At 67.1% G+C, this 18,316-nt stretch carries 15 protein-coding genes; 10 read left to right on the top strand and 5 right to left on the bottom strand.

The window, feature by feature from the left end; genetic code table 11:
* Positions 1-54: 54 nt before the first annotated feature.
* Complete coding sequence (locus B9C43_RS28875) at positions 55-639, bottom strand: helix-turn-helix domain-containing protein (protein ID WP_084430105.1); 585 nt, start codon at positions 637-639, stop codon at positions 55-57.
* On the opposite strand from B9C43_RS28875, the gene B9C43_RS28880 reads away from it, so the two are divergent.
* From B9C43_RS28880 to B9C43_RS28890, 3 genes are all read left to right on the top strand, one after another.
* Positions 638-1,630: an NAD(P)/FAD-dependent oxidoreductase gene (locus tag B9C43_RS28880; RefSeq protein WP_143446657.1), complete on the top strand. Its 993-nt coding sequence runs from the start codon at positions 638-640 to the stop codon at positions 1,628-1,630. The two genes, B9C43_RS28875 and B9C43_RS28880, sit on opposite strands and share 2 nt — an antisense overlap.
* A gap of 88 nt (positions 1,631-1,718) precedes the next feature.
* Complete coding sequence (locus tag B9C43_RS28885; protein WP_084430107.1) at positions 1,719-3,239, top strand: alpha/beta hydrolase; 1,521 nt, start codon at positions 1,719-1,721, stop codon at positions 3,237-3,239.
* A 26-nt stretch (positions 3,240-3,265) separates the two neighbouring features.
* On the top strand, positions 3,266-4,807 hold the full coding sequence (locus B9C43_RS28890; protein WP_084430108.1) for an alpha/beta hydrolase: 1,542 nt from the start codon (positions 3,266-3,268) through the stop codon (positions 4,805-4,807).
* Here the strand turns inward: B9C43_RS28890 and B9C43_RS28895 are convergent.
* The gene (locus B9C43_RS28895) at positions 4,782-5,999 is read right to left on the bottom strand and encodes an ROK family transcriptional regulator (protein WP_235038888.1); all 1,218 of its coding nucleotides are present in this window, start codon (positions 5,997-5,999) and stop codon (positions 4,782-4,784) included. The two genes, B9C43_RS28890 and B9C43_RS28895, sit on opposite strands and share 26 nt — an antisense overlap.
* Before the next feature lie 14 nt (positions 6,000-6,013).
* Entirely contained in the window at positions 6,014-6,250 is a 237-nt protein-coding gene (locus tag B9C43_RS28900) for a hypothetical protein (protein ID WP_084430109.1), read from the bottom strand.
* A 134-nt stretch (positions 6,251-6,384) separates the two neighbouring features.
* Here B9C43_RS28900 and B9C43_RS28905 point away from each other — a divergent pair, with 134 nt between their 5' ends.
* From B9C43_RS28905 to B9C43_RS28915, 4 genes are read left to right on the top strand one after another with little or no spacing between them, the layout of a single operon-like run.
* Entirely contained in the window at positions 6,385-9,630 is a 3,246-nt protein-coding gene (locus B9C43_RS28905) for an nSTAND1 domain-containing NTPase (RefSeq protein ID WP_084430110.1), read from the top strand.
* A 5-nt stretch (positions 9,631-9,635) separates the two neighbouring features.
* Positions 9,636-10,220 carry a phosphatase PAP2 family protein gene (locus tag B9C43_RS28910; RefSeq protein WP_033382804.1) on the top strand — a complete coding sequence of 195 codons (585 nt, stop codon included), beginning with the start codon at positions 9,636-9,638 and terminating at the stop codon, positions 10,218-10,220.
* A gap of 44 nt (positions 10,221-10,264) precedes the next feature.
* Positions 10,265-10,531, top strand: coding sequence for a hypothetical protein (locus tag B9C43_RS58695; RefSeq protein WP_235038940.1), 267 nt, complete (start codon positions 10,265-10,267; stop codon positions 10,529-10,531).
* Positions 10,423-10,671, top strand: a complete 249-nt coding sequence (locus B9C43_RS28915; protein ID WP_235038889.1) for a DUF4037 domain-containing protein — start codon at positions 10,423-10,425, stop codon at positions 10,669-10,671. Before B9C43_RS58695 ends, B9C43_RS28915 begins: the two co-directional genes overlap by 109 nt.
* A 91-nt stretch (positions 10,672-10,762) precedes the next feature.
* Here the strand turns inward: B9C43_RS28915 and B9C43_RS28920 are convergent, their stop codons facing one another.
* Both B9C43_RS28920 and B9C43_RS28925 read right to left on the bottom strand, forming a co-directional pair.
* Positions 10,763-13,906: a CHAT domain-containing protein gene (locus B9C43_RS28920; protein ID WP_084430111.1), complete on the bottom strand. Its 3,144-nt coding sequence runs from the start codon at positions 13,904-13,906 to the stop codon at positions 10,763-10,765.
* A 66-nt stretch (positions 13,907-13,972) separates the two neighbouring features.
* The gene (locus B9C43_RS28925; RefSeq protein WP_084430112.1) at positions 13,973-14,158 is read right to left on the bottom strand and encodes a hypothetical protein; all 186 of its coding nucleotides are present in this window, start codon (positions 14,156-14,158) and stop codon (positions 13,973-13,975) included.
* A gap of 389 nt (positions 14,159-14,547) precedes the next feature.
* Here B9C43_RS28925 and B9C43_RS28930 point away from each other — a divergent pair, with 389 nt between their 5' ends.
* Genes B9C43_RS28930 through B9C43_RS28940 form a run of 3 tightly spaced genes read left to right on the top strand, consistent with a single transcriptional unit; the run spans position 14,548 to position 18,304 of the window.
* Complete coding sequence (locus tag B9C43_RS28930; RefSeq protein WP_235038937.1) at positions 14,548-15,783, top strand: ROK family transcriptional regulator; 1,236 nt, start codon at positions 14,548-14,550, stop codon at positions 15,781-15,783.
* 29 nt (positions 15,784-15,812) lie between these two features.
* Positions 15,813-17,297 carry a sugar ABC transporter ATP-binding protein gene (locus B9C43_RS28935; protein WP_084430395.1) on the top strand — a complete coding sequence of 495 codons (1,485 nt, stop codon included), beginning with the start codon at positions 15,813-15,815 and terminating at the stop codon, positions 17,295-17,297.
* A 5-nt stretch (positions 17,298-17,302) separates the two neighbouring features.
* Entirely contained in the window at positions 17,303-18,304 is a 1,002-nt protein-coding gene (locus B9C43_RS28940) for an ABC transporter permease (RefSeq protein WP_380142713.1), read from the top strand.
* Positions 18,305-18,316 lie beyond the last annotated feature (12 nt).

The following is an 18,316-nucleotide window of genomic DNA, read 5'->3' on the forward strand; positions in this document are numbered from 1 at the left end:
ACGCCACAAGGCGGTGGCCGACAAGGCTCTCAAATTGTCATGCGAGTGAGCGTTCTACTGCTTGGGTCTCGCGCGGATGTGCATTTTCTCGCCTTGTTTGCCGAACAGGCTCAGAATTTCGACCGGACGGCGGTCCGCGCTGCCGAACCAGTGGGGCAATCGGGTGTCGAACTCCGCCGCCTCGCCGGTCTTGAGCACCACGTCCTTGTCCGCGAGCAGCATCCGCAGCTGTCCGGACAGGACGTAGAGCCACTCGTAGCCCTCGTGGGTGACCATTTTCGGCTCGCACCGCTCGCCGGGAAGGATCATCTTGTACGCCTGCAGCCCGCCCGGTTGCTTGGTCAACGGCAGAATGGTGATGTAGCTGCCGTCGCGTTGCTTGACGCGTCGTGGCGCGATGCGCACGCGCGGGTCGCCCACTTCCGGCGCGCCGACGAGCTCGTCGAGCGGCACCTGGTGGGCCTGCGCGATCGGCAGCAGCAGCTCGAGGCTGGGTTTTCGCAGGCCCGACTCGAGCCTGGACAATGTGCTCTTCGAAATGCCTGTCACCCTGGCCAGCTCGGTCAGCGTGACGCCGCGTTCGGTGCGTACGCGCTTGAGGCGCGGCCCGACCTCGGCCAGTGTGTCCGCGAGATCCATGCTCCCAGTGTTGCAGAAACGGCAACAAAAGTTGTCGCTCCGGCATCGGGCTGGGCAACCTCGCGGTATGAACACATATGACGTCGTCGTTATCGGGGCCGGTGTGGCCGGTCTCAACGCTGCCCTGGTGCTGACCAGGGCCCGCCGCTCGGTCCTGGTCTTGGACTCGGGCCAGCCGCGCAACAAGCCCGCTGCGCACTCCCACGGCTTCCTCACCCGGGACGGAATTCCCCCGAGTGAGCTCAACGAACTCGGGCGTAAGGAGGTGGAAGGCTACGGCGGCGAGTTCATCCAAGGCGAGGTGACCGCGATCTCCCGTGGGTTCACTGTGGACCTTGCCGACGGCACGCAAGTCAAGGCGCGCCGCGTGTTGGTCGCCACAGGTCTGCGCGACGAACTGCCCAACATCCCCGGCCTGGCTGAGCGGTGGGGAAAGGACGCGATCGCGTGCCCGTACTGCCACGGCTACGAGTTCGCGGACCGGCCAATCGGCGTGCTGTACGACGCCCATCACGCGTTGCTGCTGCGGCAATGGTCGTCCGACATCGTCTTCTTCGCGCAGTCCCAAGATGTTCCGGAGCGGGTGAAGCTGGAATCGAGGGGCATCCGGATCGTCGAAGGCACGGTCAGCGGACTGCTGGTGGAGAACGACCGGCTGCGGGGCGTCGAGTTGACCGACGGCCGTTGCATCCCAAGGGAAGCGCTGTTCTTGAAGCCGAACTTCGTGCCACGGGACGACTTCCTCAAGCCGCTCGGCTACGACCCGGCACTCACCGGGCCCAACGGGAAGACGAACGTCGACGGCATTTGGGTCGCTGGCAACGTGGGCAACCTGATGGCGAACTTGATCGCCTCGGCCGCCGAAGGTTCGACCGCGGCCGCGATGATCAACTTTGACCTGGTGCAAGCCGACACCGACAACGCTGTGATGTTTTCGCACGCCGCAGAACGCGAAGCACACGTCATGAGGCACCGTCACAGCCCGGTATGACATCGGGTCGTCCGCGCGAAGGATGTGGTCGTCCCGGCTTTCGCACTAACTTTCCCCGCACGGTGGATTTTCCACGAGGGGAGAACAGATGCGAAGACCCCTGTCGATGATGCTGGTCGTCGCCGCGGTGCTGGCTGTGCTGGCGCCGCAGGCCACGGCCGAGCCGAGGGGACCAGACCTGACGTGGGGCAAGTGCCCGCCGTCGCTGATCGGTATCGACGATCCCAGACTGCTCTGTGCGACCTTGCCGGTCCCGTTGGACTACCGCGATCCCAAGGGGCACACGATCGACATCCAGGTCTCGAAGCTGGAGACCGCCAAGCCGGACAAGCGCCGGGGGGTCCTGCTGCACAACGCGGGCGGGCCAGGTGGACCGAGCCTGCACCTGCCCGCTGCGTATGCGGGCTTCTATCCGCAGGAGGTGCTCGACCAGTACGACCTGGTGAGCTTCGATCCGCGTGGCGTGGGGTACAGCGCGCCCGTCACGTGTGGCCGTACGCCGCAGGCAATCCCGTCCGACAGGTACTTCCCGTTCCCCACGGCGGACGGGTCGATCACCAGGAACGTGGAGTTCGCCCAAGAGTTGGCGCGTGATTGTGTGCGGCACAGCGGCGATCTCATGCCGTTCATCACGACCGCGAACACCGCGCGGGACATGGACAGACTGCGGATCGCTTTGGGGGAGAAGAAGATCTCCTACAACAGTGGTTCGTACGGCAGCTACCTCGGCGCGGTGTACGCGACGTTGTTCGCGGACAAGACAGACCGGTTCGTCATGGGTGCCAATGTCGACCCGAATCGGGTATGGCACAAGCAATGGGCGTTGTGGGACCACGGCTTCGAGCTGAGGTTCGCGGACGTGGCGACGTGGCTGGCCGAGCGGAACGCGACGTACGGGCTTGGCGCCACGCCGGACGCGGTCCGGGCCAAGTACTTCGAGCTGGTGGCGAAGCTGGACGCGAAGCCCGTGACACACCCGCAGGCCGGGCCGATCAACGGGAATCTCTTCCGGTTCATCGTGTTCGCGTTGTCGTATCACACGGTGCAGTTCCCGCAGCAGGCGCAGTGGTGGGTGTTCGCTGATGGCGGTACACCGCCGAGCGCTGCGGCAACCGCCGTACCTGAGGTTCCCGCGGACAACCCCCGGGCATCGCAGCTGGCTGTGCTCTGTGGTGATGGCGGCTTCCCGCGCGACATCCAGCACTACCAGAGGGAAGTCAACGTCCACCGCAAGCTTTTCCCGTTGCTCAACGGCATGGGCACGAACATCTGGCCGTGCGCGTTCACGCCCGGCTCGGCCGAGCCGCCGGTGAAGGTCACCGGCAAGGGCCCGGCCAACATCCTGTTGGTCCAGACGCTGCGGGACCATGTCACGCCGTACATCGGTGCGCTGGGAATGCGGTATGCCCTGGGGCAACGCAGCAAGATGGTGACGGTCAACACCGGCAACCATGGTGCATACGACCGGAGCACGCCGTCCTGCGCGACGCGTGCGGCCGACCAGTTCCTGGCCACAGGTGTCCTGCCCGCACGGGACATGTTCTGCGAACCAGACTCGGTACCTCCGACTGCTACCGACAAGGTCAACCCGCTGCTGCTGAACTGGTAGCGGGAATCTTCATGAGGGGAGAAGGAATGCGAAGATCATTGCCTGTGCTGGTGGCCGCGGTCACGCTCGCGGCGCTTGCGCCGCAAGCGAGTGCCGAGCCGCGGCCACCCGAGCTGGCGTGGGGCAAGTGTCCGCCATCGCTGATCGGCGTCGACGACCCGAGAATGGTCTGTACGACCATGCCGGTCCCAATGGACTACCGCAACCCGAAGGGCCGCACGATCGACGTCGTGGTGTCGAAGTTGCCGACGGCCAAGCCGGAGAAGCGACGGGGAGTGTTGCTGCACAACGGTGGCGGGCCGGGTGTGGCGAGCCTGCACTATCCCGCTGCCTACGCGCGGATCTACCCGCAGGAGGTGCTCGATCAGTACGACCTGATCGGCTTCGACCCGCGTGGGGTCGGCTACAGCACGCCGGTCACCTGCGGCCGGCCGCTGGAGGGCTACCCGCCGGACTTGTACTTCCCGTTCCCGTCGACCGACGGGTCGATCGCGCGGAACATCGAGTTCGGCAAGGCATTGGCGCGGGACTGCGAGCTGCACGGCGGCGAGGTCCGGCCCCACATCACCACGGCCAACACCGCGCGTGACATGGACCGGATCCGGATCGCGTTGGGGGAGAAGAAGATCTCCTACAACAGCGGTTCGTACGGCAGCTATCTCGGCGCGGTGTACGCGACGATGTTCGCGGACAGGTCCGACCGGTTCGTCATCGATTCCAATGTGGACCCGAACCGGGCCTGGCACGACCAGTTCGCGTTGTGGGACCCCGGCTTCGAGCTGCGGTTCCCCGATATCGCCGCGTGGTTCGCCGAACGGCACGAGACGTACAAGTTCGGCGCCACCCCGGCCGAGGTGCGCAAGAAGTACGAGGCACTGCTGGCCAAGCTGGACGCGAACCCGATCATCGACCCGGTGTTCGGCCGGTTCGACGGCAACGTGCTGCGGATCGCCACGTTCGGCGTCTCGTACCACACGATCCAGTTCCCGCAGATGGCCCAGTACTGGGCGTTCGCGGACACCGGGGTGTACCCGCCCGACGGGCTCGCCAAGGACGCACTTGCCAGCGCGGTACCAACGGTGCTGACGGTGCCCGCGGACAACCTCCGGGCGTCACAGTTGGCTGTCTTGTGCGGGGATGCGGAAGCTCCGCGCGACATGCGGCACTACCAAAGGGAAGTGACGATCCACCGCAAGTTGTTCCCGCTGATGGCTGGGGCGGGGACGAACGTGTGGTCGTGCGCGTTCGGGCGTGGCCCGGTCGAGCCGCCGGTCAAGGTCACCAGCAAGGGGCCGGCCAACGTCCTGATGATCCAGACCCTTCGGGACCCGGCGACGCCGTACATCGGCGCCTTGGGCATGCGGCACGCCCTGGGCCAGCGGGCCAAGATGGTCTCCGTGGACTCCGGCAACCACGGCGCGTTCGACCCGAGCAGCCCGTCGTGCGCGTTGCGGGAGAGCATGCGGTTCCTGGCAACGGGTGTCCTGCCCGCGCGGGACATGTTCTGCAAGCCTGACCCGGCGCCGTCGGCCACCGGCCAGGTCAGCCCACTGCTCCTGAACCGGTAGCGGCGAAGGCGTGATCGGTCGCCGACCAAGCGGCACCGATCACGCCGGCCATTTCGCCCAATTCGGACAGCACTATCGGCAGGTTGCCGGTGGCCAACGGAAGCGAGCGGCGGTAGACCGCGCTGCGGACCTCGGCGAGCAGCTGGTGGCCGAGGCGCGAGACACCGCCGCCGATCACGACCATGCCCGGGTTGAGGAAGCTGACCAGCGACGCGACCACGTGCCCGAGCCGCCTGCCGCCTTCCCTGACCAGGTTGGCCGCGGCGAAATCCCCGGCACTCGCGGCGGAGGCCACGTCGCGTGCGGACAGTTCGCCCTTGTGCCCGAGCAGATCAGCCAGGAACGTCGAGCGTCCGCTGCGGGCGAGCGTCAACGCATCCCGTGCCAGCGCGGCGCCGCCGAAGTACGCCTCGAGACAACCGACCTCGCCACACGCGCATGCGGGGCCGTAATCGTCCAGTTTGATATGTCCGATGTCGCCTGCCGTACCGGCCACGCCACGGTAGACCCGTCCGCCGAGGACGATCCCGCAGCCGATGCCCGTACCGACTTTGACGAAGATCAGCTCGTTCAGCGACCGCGCGACACCGGCGTGCCGCTCACCGAGAGCCATCACGTTCACGTCATTGTCGACAGTGACCGGGCAACCCCACGCGCTGGCCAGCCGGTCACGTACCGGGAAACGGTCCCAGCCAGGCATGATCGGCGGGGCCACCGGCATACCGTCACGGAAGCTGACCGGGCCCGGCAGGCCGACACCGGCGCCGATCACCCGTCCGGTGACCTCGCCGAGGACCTTGCCGGACAGCTGGGTCAGCCGTTCGAGGACCGACACCGGGCCCTTGCGGATGTCGTAGTCCTCCACGATGTGCGCCAGCACTTCGCAGCGGGCGTCCGTGACGGCGACACCGATCGACGTCGCACCGATATCGGCGGCGAGAAACCGCAGGTCATCCGCGAGTTTGACGAGCGTGGACCGTCTCCCGCCGCGGCTGGCCGCAGGCCCGCCGGACTCGACCAGGTTCCACTCGAACAGTTTCGCGATCTCGGTCGCCAGCCTCGCCCTGGGCAGTTCCAGACGTTCACCCAGTTCGACTTTGGCCAGCGGGCCTTCGTCACGCAGCAGGGCGAGCAACTGGGACTGCTGCCTGGTCTCGACCCGAGGCGTATCGGCTGCGGCTTGCACGGTCACCCTTACATTGAACCTCACCCGCGTTCGTTTTCAGTACTCACCGACTTCGGCTTCGTTCGCGTGCGTTCGTCACGGACGGTCTTTTTCTGGCTGTGCTCCCAGCCGGACCAACAATTCACCGCGACCATGGCCAGGTTTTTGTTCGATCCGTCAAGGCAATCGGCCACATGGCCTGCGCCGCAGTCGGCCAGGATGCCCGTGGTGACGGCGACGAACGTGATGGCAGTGAAGATTCGGTGGATCGCCCACATGGTTCACGTTCCTTCCGCTGTGTCCTGCCGGAGAGTTCCTCCGGTGCACCAAGCGTGTGACCGGGCCGGCACTATCGGTGGAATCCCGTATACGGGACGGGCCGGGACGTGCGTATTCGCCCTAACGTGAGGTAATGGCCAGAGCTGCGAGGGGCGGTCAGCCGGATCCGTGGGCAGCAGCTGATCAAGCGGAATTCCGGCAGGGATTGCGTGATCTGATCCGCTGGGCGGGATACGGCTCGTTGCAGCAACTCGAAGTGGGCGCGGCCAGCCGCGGCACGAGCATGCCGGTGTCGACGGCGAACAGAGCGTTGAACAACGATCGATTGCCCACCGCGGAGTTCGTTGAACGAATCGCGCAGGCGTGCGGTGTTCCAGCACAGCCGTGGCTCTCAGCTCGCGACGCGCTGGCGGATCGGCCGTACCTACGCGACGTACAACCGCCTGAGTCTGTGCACGACAGCGTCTGCCCCTATCCGGGCCTGGCGGCGTTCACGTCCGACCAGGCGCAGTGGTTTTTCGGGCGCGAGGAAACCACGGCCGACCTGCTCGACCAGCTTGCCGCGGCGAACGGTCCGCTGCTGGTCTCGGGCCCGTCCGGCACGGGCAAATCGTCCCTGCTGCACGCCGGTTTGCTGCCCGCGTTGCGGGCGGACAGGCTCCCAGGGTCGGCGCAGTGGTCCTGCGTGGCGTTCACGCCGACCGGCAAGCTTCCCGCGACGCTCGCCGAGTGCGACTTGGTGGTGGTCGACCAGTTCGAGGAGGTCTTCACCCTCTGCACCGACGAGGCACAGCGCCGGCAGTTCATCGAGACGTTGTGCGCCCACCCCAGGGTTGTGCTGGGGATGCGGGCCGACTTCCTCGGGCATTGCGCGGCGTATCCGGGATTGGTCAAGGCGTTGAAGCACGGGCAGGTGCTGCTCGGCCCGATGACCGACGAGCAGTTGCGTGCGGCGATGGAGAAACCGGCCGCGGCGGCTGGCCTTGACCTGCAGCCGGGCCTGGTCGAAGTCGTGCTCGGTGACCTTGGGTGTGGCGCTTTGCCGTTGCTGGCGCACACGTTGATGGCGACGTGGCGGCATCGTTGTGGCCGGATGCTCACCATTGAGGGATACCGGCTGACGGGTGGTGTCGCGGGCGCGGTGGCCAAGACAGCCGAACGGGCCTATCAACGGCTCAGCGCCGAGCAGCAAGAGCGCACGAGAACCCTGATGTCACGGATGATCCAGTTCGGCGACGGCAACGCCGACACCCGCAGGCAGCTCGACCGGGCCCGGCTCAACGACGAAGACCAGGAAGTGCTGGACGCACTGGTGGACGCCCGTCTCGTCACGGCTCATGAGTCCACTGTGGTGCTCGCGCACGAGGCGATCCTGCAGGCCTGGCCGAGATTGCGGGACTGGATCCAAGCCGACCGCGCCCGCTTGCTGGTCGAACAGCGTCTGCTGGAAGCGGCCGAAGCCTGGGAACGCGACGGCCGCCACGATTCCGACCTGTATCGAGGTCACCGGCTTGCGGCCGTGTTGGAGTTGCCGAACCCGCCTGCCAAGGAGTTCGTGCGCGCGAGCGTGGAGCGGGAACGCGCCGAGCAACGCGCAGCCGCCCGGCGGACAAGGCGGCTGAGGCAAATGGTCGCGGTGCTCAGTTGCCTGGTTCTCATCGCAGCGGCGATGACGGTGATCACGGTCGTGTCCAGGCAGGACATCGCGGCGCAGCGGGACATTGGGGTGTCACGCCAGGTCGCCAGCACGGCGATTGCTTTGCGTAGTGCGGATCTCTGGCTGGCCGGGCAACTGGCGGTCGCGGCGTACAAATTGTTCCCGACCGCGGAGGCCAGGGGAGCTGTGATGACGACATTGGCCAATTTGGACCCCGTTGACCACATCGACGTCAGCAGCGGGGATGTCGTGCAAACCGTGGCGTTCAGCCACGACAAGAAGTACCTCGTCTCGGCCAGCCGGGACGGTTACGTCCGCGTCTGGCCGCTCGGCGATCCGCCGAGCCTGGCAGTCACCCCTTTCCAGCTGGCCAAACAGCCCGATCAGGTCCGGGCCGCGGTGTTCGACCCCACCGGTCGGTACCTGGCGACCTCGGGCCGCGACGGTGTGGTGCGCCTGTGGCCGATGAAGGATCTCGGCCCGGCGGCGGTGCCGGCGCTGCAAGTGACAGGGTCGACAGGCGAGCGCGGCCCATTGGCGTTCAGCGGTGACGGGACCTTGCTCGTGACCGGCGCACAACACGGCGGGAACGTCACGCTGTGGGATCTCGCCAAGGCGAACGACTCGATCGCCACGTTCGGTGCTCACCGGGGCGAAGTCCTGGCGGTCGCGTTCAGCAAAGCCGGACGGCTTGTCGCGACAGGGGCATCGGACGGCACGGTGAAGGTGTGGAACCTCGCCGACTCGCGAAACCCAGTGCTGGTGTGGCAGGACAATCGCAACGCCGGACCCATCCACGCGGTCGCGTTCGGCAACTCGGACCGGCTGCTCGTGACCGCGAACGATGACGCGACGGCGACAATCTGGGATGTCGGCGAAGCTGCTGAGCTCGCCACACTCAGCGGTCACCTCGGCGTGGTCTATGGCGTTGCCTTCGATCCGTCCGGCAGGTTGCTGGCCACGGCGACCATCGACACGGCGGCCCGGATCTGGGATGTCAGCGACCCCAGGAACCCGACAAGCTGGGCGGTTCCGCTCGCGGCCGACTCCGACAACGCCTATTGGGTGGCATTCCACCCGGACGGCCGGACGCTCGCATCCGCCAGTTTCGGTAACGCAGTCCGGTTGTGGGACATGGACATCGACCGTGCCGTTGCACGGATATGCGCCATCACGCCGACCATCTCACCGGAACAGTGGGCCGAACACCTTGCCGACTACACGTACAGACCGCCTTGTCCCAACGGATATGTTCCAGTACCGGCGAGCGCGGAGGCCAGAAGTTCGAAGCTGATCGCCTTGCACAGCGGGAAGTGCCTTGCCAGCCGGGCAGCGGTGAACTCCTCGGCCACACCGGTCTACCAGTTCCGGTGCGGCGAACTGCACACAGGCCTGTGGACGTTCGGCAAAACAGGAACCGACTACCGGATCCGCAACACGACAACGAACATGTGCCTCGATTCTCGCCCCGACGAGAGCAGGAACGGCGACGCGTACCTCGTGGTCCAGCGGCAGTGCTCGGACGCGGTCAGTCAATTGTGGACGTTGCAGGTGATCGGCGAGACCGAGAACGAGGTCGAGGCACAACTCAAGCAGCGCACATCCCGCGAATGCCTGGACGTCAACCATTCCAACAGCCTGGACGGCGCGCTGGCCATCCGCTGGCAGTGCGCCGAAGCTGCCAACCAGGTGTTCCGCGTGTCGAGGGCGGCACTAAATTAGGAACGGTGACGAGATACGCCCGGTTGGTGACCGAGTTGCTGGCGCCGTGGATCTGGGTTTTCGGGTTGCCGTTCGTGGTCGCCGCGCAAGCGACCCGAGACGTGGGCGAGACGTTGTTGTGGGGCGCGGTCGTCGGTGTCACCGGCTCCTTGATCCCGATGGCGGTCGTGCTGCGCGGGGTCAAACAGGGCAAGTACGACAGTCACCACGTGACCATCAGGGAACACCGGCTCATCCCGTTCCTGGTCACGATCGTCTCGGTCGGCAGCGGCTGGCTGATCCTCGGCCTGGGTGGCGCGCCGCCGCAGATGCTCGCACTGTCGGTCAGCCTGTTCGTGAGTCTGCTGGTGATGCTGGGAATCACGTTCGGGCTGTCGTGGAAAGTCTCGATGCACTCGGGCGTGACCGCCGGGGCGATGGTCGTGCTGGCGGTCACGTTCGGGCCGTGGCTGGCGTTGGCGGTCGGGATCCTGGTGGCGCTGGTGGCGTGGTCGCGGGTGGCGCTCGGCGATCACACGACCGGCCAGGTCATCGGTGGCGTGCTGGTCGGCGCGGGCGTCGGCGGGATGCTGTTCTGGGCGCTGAGCTGAATCTTCTCGCGAGTAACCCGGCCGGCCGGGCATGATGCCGGATCGTGGTCATCAAAGGGCTGGAGCTGTCCCGCCGGTTCTCCGTCGAGGTTGTGCAGCCGTTGGTGCGCAAGCATTTCGGGGATTTGCCGCACACCGCTGCCCGGATCGGCTCGGGCTCGGAGGTGCTGGGCTTCGACACCGAACGCTCCGCCGACCATGAATGGGGCCCTCGGCTGCAACTGTTCGTGAACCACAAGGCCGCGGACATCAGCCAGATGCCCGGGAGCGCCTGCGCTGGTACCCGGACCGTGAGTGGGGCGAGATCCTAGCGCGGCACTGGCGACGGATCGCGAAGAAGGAGGCCTTCGTCGGCCGCTGCGGTGAAGTGGGCTCGGCGGTGGTCGCGGCGCACCAGGTACGGCTCCTGATGAGGTTGTGCCTGCTCATACATCGCCGCTATCCGCCGTAGGCCAAATGGCTGGGAAGCGCGTTCGCGCAGCTCTCGATGGACATCGACTTCCGTTCCAAGTCCTTAGGGCGGAACGGTTCGCCGACGCGCTTTAGGCGCCGTGGTGCTGGTACGCCGCCCACATGGACGGCAGGTGCGGGATGTCCGTGCGGACCCCGCGAATCGCCTGGTGCAGCGCGAGGGCCGAGTCGCTCGTCGTGGTCATCGCGCTGTAGAAGTCGGCCGCGACGAACGACGTGACACCGGAGTCCTTGACCTCCCACAGTGTCCCGATCACGTGGGGATACCCGGCCAGCTGGAACGCGGTCGGCAGGTGGATCGGATCGGCGGAGATCGCAGGCGTGCGGCACGCCGACAGGTAGGCCAGCCGCGCCCGGGTCAACTGCACCGGGACCAGGCTGGCGATGCGCAGTGGCGCGTCGTCGAGGACCAGCGATGTTCCCGTGCCCTGGCAGGCGAAGTGGGCGATCGCGCAGTTGTCTATGTGGGACAGGACATTGCCCCTGGTCGGCCAGTGCGCGGCCGGTGTCCCCTCGGCGTTGGTCAGTAACGTCGAATTGGGGACGTGCTGGCGGACGGCATCGGCTTCGGCCACGGCGTGCGGGAGGTTGGCCACGACGAGCGCGTCGGACACCGGGACGGGCAACGAATAGTCCCTGGCGTGACCGAGGGCCTGGATCGTCGGTGTGTACGAGGAGATCACGCGGTCCAGCACGGACTCACCGTGGGAATAGTGGTATCCGGCGGCGTGCAGCGGCAGCAGGCTCAGCGGGCCGTGCGCGACCCACCACATGCGGGGCCACCCTGCCCGGGGCGTGTCCACGAAGCCGAGGGCCGCCACGACGGGCGCCGCGGCGACGTCCCACAACCACTCGAGGATCGCGTGCAGGTGTTCCTGGTTGGACGACTCCACCGCGGCGTGGAACTCCGCGACCCGCGCCGCGACCGCGCGGGGAGTCAGATGGGGCAACGGCACCGACGAGATGCCCGAGGTCGTGACCAGGATGGCGTCGCTGCGGTACCTGCTGACGTTCAGCACGGCGATCGGCCCGTCCAACGCCGCGGAAAGATCGACCTCCACGGGCAGCAGGAACGTCTCGAAGCCCGGCAACGCCCGGATCGCGGCGAGCGTCGCGTCGAACGTGGCGGCGAGGCTCGCGCGGTCGGCGTGCCCGGCGGACAACGGGTCGGCGGGCAGGCTGAGCTGGTCGCGCAGGTCGATGAACTGCCTGGCGAAGTCCGGGTATTCGGCGCGCAGGTCGACGACGTCCCCGCGGGTGCCGAGGGTTTGGCTCAGCCGCGCGCCGTGGCCCAGTTCCAGCAGGCTCAACGCGCGGCTGGGCGATCCCGCGGCCAACGCGAGCGAAGCGGCTTCGACTACGAGGTCATCGGGTTGCGACGGAGACAACGCGGCCATCCGGACCGCGGTCTCCATGAGGTTCGCGGCCCGGCCTGGGCTGGAATCGGCGATCAGCGAACCCGCGGCCCAGCACGAATCGACCACAATGGACGGCAGCGCCAGCGGAACCGAGGCGGACTCGACGAACCGCGTGAACGCTTCGTCCTGCTCATCCGCCTCGAGCAGGAGGTATCCCAGGTCGGACAGTCTTAAGGCCAGCTCGGTGTCGTGTGGATCGGTCGCCTGCACCGCGGCCCGGCTGAACGAGATCACCTCGTCGAGATCCGAGGTCTCCCGCAGCACCTGCGCGAGGTCGGCCAGGGACTGCGCGTTGTGCGGATCGGCGCTGTCCTCGGCGATCGCGAGCGCCTCGGTCAGGTCCGCTCGGATCCCGCGCAGGCGATACCGTTCCAGCAACGCGGGGCCGAGTGCGGGGCTGGCGGCGCCACGGAACGCGCTGATCGCGCCGTCGAGGTCGGTGGTCGAGCCGGAGTGTTCGTACCGGGCCAGCAGAACCTGACCGACCACATTGGACACATGGGTGCGTTCGGTGAGCGGGACGACCGCGTGCGCCTCACGGGCGAGCGTGAGGGCCTGGTCCAGGTCGGCCTGGGTGCCGGTCCTTCCGTGCCGTCGCAGCAACGCCTGTGCCAGGTTGCTGAGGTGTTCGTGGTTCGCCTTGGTCGTGGCCACGGCTTCCCAGCCGGTCGCGATGGCTTCGTCCAGGTCGGCCAGCGCGCCGGTCCGCTCGAACCGGACCCGCAACGCGCCCATCAGATGTGCGAGCATCCGGGCCCGGTCGTTGCGCGCGGCGCCCGCGGCCGACCTGATCAGGCCGATGGCCTCGTCGAGGTCGGCAGGTTCGTTGAGCAGTGCGTACCGGCTCATCAACGCCGAGCCCAAGGTATAGAGGTGCTCGGCTCGCGCGGGGTCGTCCTGGGTGGCGACCTCGACCGCCGCCTGCGCGGTGTCCAGGGCGCTCTGCAAATCCGCGGGCGAACCCGTCGACTCGTACAAGACGTGCAGCGCCACCGCGAGGTCACCGAGGGTCGACGCGGACGGGCGTGCCTCGACCGCGGCCCGCCCGTACCCGATGGACCGATCCAAATCGGACCGGTTGCGGGCGTGCTCGAACCGAACCCGGAAAGACGTGCACAAGCCGGACACGGCGCGCACCCACTCGGGATGCCCGTGCGGGAAGGCGTCCGCCGCGGTGAGACCCGCGGCGATGGCTTCGTCAAGGTCGGCCGGATCACCGCTGGACTCGAAGCGTGTGAGCAAAGCGGTGCTCAGGTTGGACAACAGCGCGGGCTGGCTGACCGCCGACCGGATCAGCGAGATCGCTTCGTCCAGATCCGGCTTGCTGCCCGACAACTTGTACCGGCTGTACAGCGCGAGCCCAAGGACCGTGAGGCAGAGCGTCCGGCCGGGTTCGCCGCCCGCCATGCCACGCCGTGCGATCCCGATGGCTTCGGCGAGATCCTCACGGCGTTGGCTGCGGCCGAACCTCAACCACAGGGACATTCCCAAGTTGTGCCGGTACGCGCTGAGGTTGGGATCCCCACCGGACGCGGTCTCCAAGGCACGGCGGCTCGTGGCGATCGCGTGCTCGAGATCCTCGGTCGTACCGGCACGTTCGAACCGCAGCCGCAGAGCGAGACTGAGATTGTGCAGGTACACCGGCCGGTCGATGTCATCGTGCGGGACCGAATCCGCCACCTGACGGCAGAGATCCACGGCGGCATCGACCACGTCGAGGTCCGTACTGCCCTGTGCTTGACTGCTTTGGGCTTGATCAAGATAGCTCAGGGCCTGCTCGACATGACTCGCCACCACAGGTGCAAAAGGTACCTATAAAGGAGTCGAATCCGGTGTCAGGGGAGCCCTCCGGCGTGGTGCCGGTTACTCCTCGGTGATGTCCCACCCGGCCGCCAGGTCAATGAGCCTGCCCAGCAGGTTCGATATTTCGGCGTCCGTCCGGGTGCGGTACCCGGCATTGTCGGTGGTCTCGACCACTGCGGCGACGGCGCGCCACCCGTCCTCGGCGCGCTCGAACTCGACCGCGAAGATCGACTGGTCGATCTCCATGTGCCCAGTCTCCTGGAGCCGCAGGAGCTAGCTCGCGAATACCCGGGCCCGGGCTTGGGTCGGGTTTCGGGGTTCGCTCTAAGCACAGTCAGTGTCGGTGGGGACGTCGGGCGAGGTGATCTCTGTCAGAAGCACCCGTGTCCACGTCCGGACCGGGTGCTTCTTGACGTTCGGGCATCTGTTCCATCACGGGGTGAACAAAGGGTTCAACTCCGCGTTACTTCGCGCTAGACTCGCCCCACTTTTGTCGGAGCTGAGCAAAAGGTAGCCCGAAGTATTGGTACTTTTGGCGGATTGCGATACAAGTACCCCAGAATCCAGGGTTACGTGTGAGCTAGGGCACCTTAGTTCGGCTAGTTACCCAACGAAGTGGAGCTGGTGTGCCGGTCATGCCGGAGCAGCCGACCGACCGCGCCGCATTGCGCAGGGCAAACCTCGCATGGGTCATCCGCGTGCTCAGAGAGCAGGGCGGGTTGAGCAGGGCGCAGTTGGCGGTTTTGTCTGGGCTGAGCAAGGCGACCGTGTCCACGTTGGTGGCTGAACTGACCTCACGACGTCTCGTTCGCGCGGGCGGTGTCGCCGCCGGTGGGCAAGGGCGGCCCGGGCAGATCGTCGAATTGGACACGGACGGTGTTCGCGGCGTCGGTCTTGAGGTCGGGGTTGACCATCTCGCGGCGACGTCTGTGGACACCGCGGGCAACGTGGTCGCCGACCGGCAGGTTCCCTTCGACGTCCTGTCCGCTGGTGTCGAGCGGACCATCGACAAGCTCGCCGAGATCGCCGGCAAGGAACTCGCCGACGTCGTGGGCGCCTATCCGGCTGGCATCACCGTGTCGGTGCCTGGCCTGGTGGACACCGGCCGTGGCGTCGTCCGGCTCGCCCCGCGGCTGCGGTGGCGTGAGGTTCCCTTGGCAGACGGCCTCGCCGGGCGGCTCGGCTTCCCGCTGGACCGCATCTCCGTCGACAACGACGCCAACTTGTCCGCGACCGCCGAATTCGAGGCCGGTGGTATGCGTGGAACCGCCGACCTCGTCTATGTCACGGGTGACTTCGGCATCGGCGCCGGCGTGATCGCCGGTGGGCGCCTGGTTCGCGGCTCCATCGGGTACGCGGGCGAAGTCGGCCACATGTCGATGGACCCGATGGGACCTCAGTGCTCGTGCGGCCGGCGTGGCTGCTGGGAGACCCAGGTCGGGCTGGCCGCGCTGTTCCACGCGCTGACCGCGCCCGGCGATCCGGTTTCCGATCCCCACCGGCCGATCGAGGAACGGATGGCCCTCATCCGCTCACGGGCCGAGCACGGCGATCAGCGCACGCTCGGCGCCCTGCACCAGATCGGCGCCGCACTCGGCGTCGGAGTGTCCATTGTGGTCAACGTGCTGAGCCCGGCCGTCGTGGTACTCGGCGGCTACTTCGCGGCTCTGCCGGACTGGCTGATCGAGCCCGCCCGCATCGAGGTGGCCGCCCGCGCTGTCGTGGCCGAGGCCGCGACCGTCCGGGTGGTCGGCTCGGAACTGGGTTTCACCGCCGCACGGACCGGCGGTGCGTTGGCCGCGTTGAGCCGGGTCTTCGACGACCCGACTCAAGTACCGGAACGAAGTGAAAAGACGGAGGCACCCGCTTGACCGCCGAAGCGAGTACAGCGCTGTTGCAGATGACCGGGATCGTCAAGACGTTCCCGGGAGTTCGTGCGCTCGACGGCGTCGACCTGACGGTCCGCGCCGGGGAGGTGCACTGCCTGCTCGGCCAGAACGGCGCGGGCAAGTCCACCCTGATCAAGGTGCTGGCCGGGGCGCACCAGCCGGACGAGGGCGAGATCCGCTGGCAGGGCGAGAAGACCACCCTGTCCACACCGGTCGCCGCGCTGCGGATGGGTGTCGCGACCATGTACCAGGAACTCGACCTGATCCCTGGGCTTTCCGTCGCCGACAACATCTTCCTCGGCCACGAACGCGCCAGCTACGGCTTCACCCGTGACCGGCAGGCACGCAAGGAGGCCACCGCGCTGCTCAAGCGCCTCGGCCACCCGGAGATCCCGCCGGACCGCGAGGTCGGCGACCTGTCCGCGGCCGGGCAGCAGCTCGTGTCGATGGCACGAGCGCTCGCGCACGACGCCAAGCTGATCGTGATGGACGAGCCGACCGCCGCGTTGGCCGCCGACGAGGTCACCAACCTGTTCCGGGTCGTGGCCGACCTGACCGCGGAAGGCGTCGCGGTCGTCTACATCTCCCACCGCCTCGAGGAGATCCGCGAGATCGGTCATCGCGTCACGGTCCTCAAGGACGGCAAGACCGTCGCACGCGACCTCGCCGCGGACACGCCGACCTCGGATCTGGTCGCGCTGATGTCGGGCAAGCGGGTCGAGACGGTGTACCCGACCCGTGAAGAGTCCACAGTGGACGAGTCGACCGAGGTTCTCAGGGTGGAGAAGCTCGGCCGCGACAACGAGTTCGCGGACATCAACTTCACCGTGCACGCCGGCGAGATCCTCGGCATCGCCGGTCTGGTCGGCGCCGGCCGCAGCGAGATCCTCGAGACGATCTTCGGCGCGCGGAAAGCCGACGAGGGCACGGTGTACGTCAACGGCAAGAAGCTGCGCAACGGCGACGTGCGCTCCGCGGTCGACGCGGGTGTCGGCCTGGCGCCCGAGGAGCGCAAGAGCCAGGCGCTGTTGATGGACATGACGGTGGCGCAGAACGTGACCCTGGCGAGCATGCGCTCGTACAGCAGCTTCGGCTTCACCGACCGGGCGAAGGAACTCAAGGACTCACGCGCCAAGCTGGAGGACCTGGATCTGCGCCCGTCCGATCCGCGCCGCAACATCAGCACACTGTCCGGTGGCAACCAGCAGAAAGCCGTTGTCGCGCGGTGGCTCGTGCACGGGTGCCGTGTGTTGCTTTTGGACGAACCGACCCGAGGCGTCGACGTGGGCGCGCGGGCGGAGCTGTACCGGTTGATCCGGGAACTGGCCGCGGACGGTGTCGCGCTGGTGCTGGTCTCCAGCGAGATGCCCGAGGTGCTCGGTCTGGCCGACCGGGTGCTGGTGGTGCGCGACGGACGGGTGATCCATGAGGCGCCCGCCGACGAGCTGACCGAGGCGGACGTGTTGGACATGGTGATGGAGGGAAGTGCGGCGTGACCCAGTTGGAACCCGCGGCCAAGCGGGACACCGATGTGCCGGAGCCGCCGGCACCGCGAGCCAAGCGGGGGTTCCCGGTGGACCTTCGGCTGGCCAGCCTGTTCGGTGTGCTGGTGCTGTTGGTCATCATCGGCACGATCACCTCGGACAACTTCTTGACCGGCGGCAACCTCGACACCATCCTGCGGCTGGCCGCACCGTCCGGTGTGGTCGCGGTCGGGATGACGTTCGTGATCATCTCCGGCGGCATCGACCTGTCGGTCGGGTCGGTCGTCGGCCTGGCCAGCGTCTGGATGACCACGCTGGCAACGCAGTCCTACGGTCCGTTCATCATGGTGATCACCGGTCTGCTGGTCGGTCTCGGCGCCGGTCTGGTCAACGGCCTGCTGATCGCCTACGGCCGGATGGTCGCGTTCATCGCGACCCTCGCGATGTACATCTCGGCCCGTGGTCTGGCCGAGTACCTGAGCAACAAGCAGACCCAGGTCGTGCGTGACCAGGACTTCCTGACGTTCTTCCGAGGCGAGTTCATCGGCGTGCCGACGCTGGTCTGGATTCTGCTGATCGTGGTCACGGGCGGCTGGGTCCTGCTCAACCGCACGACCTTCGGCCGCCGCACGTTCGCCGTCGGTGGCAACCCGGAGGCGACGCGCCTGGCGGGCATCAACGTCAAGCGCCACACCGCGATGGTGTACGGCCTCGCTGGTCTGCTGGCCGGCGTCACCGCGGTCATGCTGGCCGCACGGACCACGGCCGGATCGTCCACCAACGGCATGTTCTACGAGCTGGACGCGATCGCCGCGGTCGTCATCGGCGGCACGGCGCTCACCGGCGGCCGCGGAACGATGGTCGGCACCCTGATCGGTGTGCTGATCTTCACGCTGATCACCAACATCTTCGTGCAGAACAACCTGCCGACAGAAGTTCAGAACATCGCGAAGGGCGCGATCATCGTCATCGCCGTTCTGCTGCAGTTCCGCACCAACCGGGCCCGCTCCAACACCTAGTTGCACAACCAC

Source organism: Kibdelosporangium aridum, assembly GCF_900176515.1.
Lineage (GTDB): Bacteria > Actinomycetota > Actinomycetes > Mycobacteriales > Pseudonocardiaceae > Kibdelosporangium > Kibdelosporangium aridum.